This window comes from Bradyrhizobium sp. P2_E8, assembly GCF_056403875.1.
In genome coordinates this window covers 1-1296 of record NZ_JBFUES010001467.1, presented here as the reverse complement: position 1 = coordinate 1296, position 1296 = coordinate 1, and the positions used below count along the sequence as shown (strand labels likewise).

Below are 1296 nucleotides of genomic sequence, written 5' to 3'. Positions count from 1 at the left end.
GTCCCGAGCACCGAGAATTACCGCTTGCACGATTGGGGCAAGGACCACGCTCACAACCATCTCGGCGGCACCATGCGGCCCTGCCAGGCGGTGCCGGAGATGAGCCCGTTCTACATCGAGTTCGAGGAATATTTCGGCGGCTACAATTTCGGCACCGGCAACGCGCAGCTCGACTTCAAGGATATGAAGTTCGACTGGGCGTGCGGGTGATCACGCCCCGCGCTTCGGCCCGATCGCCTCGAAGCCGGCCTTCTGCTCGTCGCTCAAGTCCGCCTCGAAATCGTCGAGCGCGTCGGCAACGCCCTTCACCGCTTGCAGCATCGTCTCCAGTCGCGCCTTCACGGCCGTGAGGCGGCCTTGCGGTGTCGCGGCGGGCTTGGTCGGGCAGGCGCTCAGCGTCTCCATGGTGCGCAGCGTGGTGTCCTGGAGCACGTCGAGCCTGGCGCGGCCGATGTCGTCGAGGCGCAGCGTGGACGCGATGTCGGCGACCGGCCATTGCTGCTGCACGAGCTGCTCGTACTGGCGCTGCAGCTGGGTGTCATAGCGAGGATCGCTGTCCGCCGCACAGGCGCTTGCTGCCTGCGCATCCTTGTGCTGGCTTGACGCAAGCGCAGCGCGAGCCTCATTGGTCAGCGCATCGAGCCGGGTCTTCTGGTTCGCGTCGAGCAGATCGACAAATTTGGCGAGCGGCGGTGCGATCGCGTCCGTTGCCTTGATCATGGCCTCGAGGCGCTCGCGCATCAGGCCGAGGCGCTCCGAGGCGCTCGCCGGCAGCTGTGCCGGGCAGGTCGCGCGAATGCTGTCGCGGGCCACGGTCCAGGCGGTGACGAGCTCGTCGAGCGCGGTGCGCTGCAACTCGTTCGGCTGCACGGCGGCCGTGATGCGATCCGCAGGGAAGCCGGCGGGATCGCTGACATCGCAGATGTTCTGCGCCGACGGAATCCTGCGCGCGAGCCTGCCTTGCGGCGCGGTGTAGGCGGCAAGCTCCTTGACCGCATAGGGCGAGAAGATCGCCGCGTAGATGTCGCCGTAGCCATAGAGCGAGATGCTGGTCGTATGTCCCAGGATGACGGCATTGGCGAGATCGTCGTGTGCGAACGGCCAGAACACCGGACCGGCCCAGCCATAGCTGCCGTCGGGGTGGCGCCACCAGCCCTGCGGTCGGCGGCCGCCATGCCAGCCCGACAGTGCCGCTTGCGCCGTGAGCGCCGCACGCAAAATGGCGGGATTGGGCGGTTGCCGGCTCTCGGCACCACGGGGATCCTGGGAGCGCAACGCGGCGGAGCGGTATCGGCC

At 67.7% G+C, this 1296-nt stretch carries 1 protein-coding gene and 1 pseudogene; one reads left to right on the top strand and one right to left on the bottom strand.

From position 1 onward, the window contains the following. Nucleotides 1–210, top strand: a pseudogene (locus AC1D00_RS41480) (hypothetical protein); the annotation flags it as partial. Here AC1D00_RS41480 and AC1D00_RS41475 read toward each other — a convergent pair. Beyond that, nucleotides 211–1296, bottom strand: a 1086-nt coding sequence (locus AC1D00_RS41475; RefSeq protein WP_477014688.1) for a Spy/CpxP family protein refolding chaperone, incomplete at its 5' end; no start/stop codon positions are given.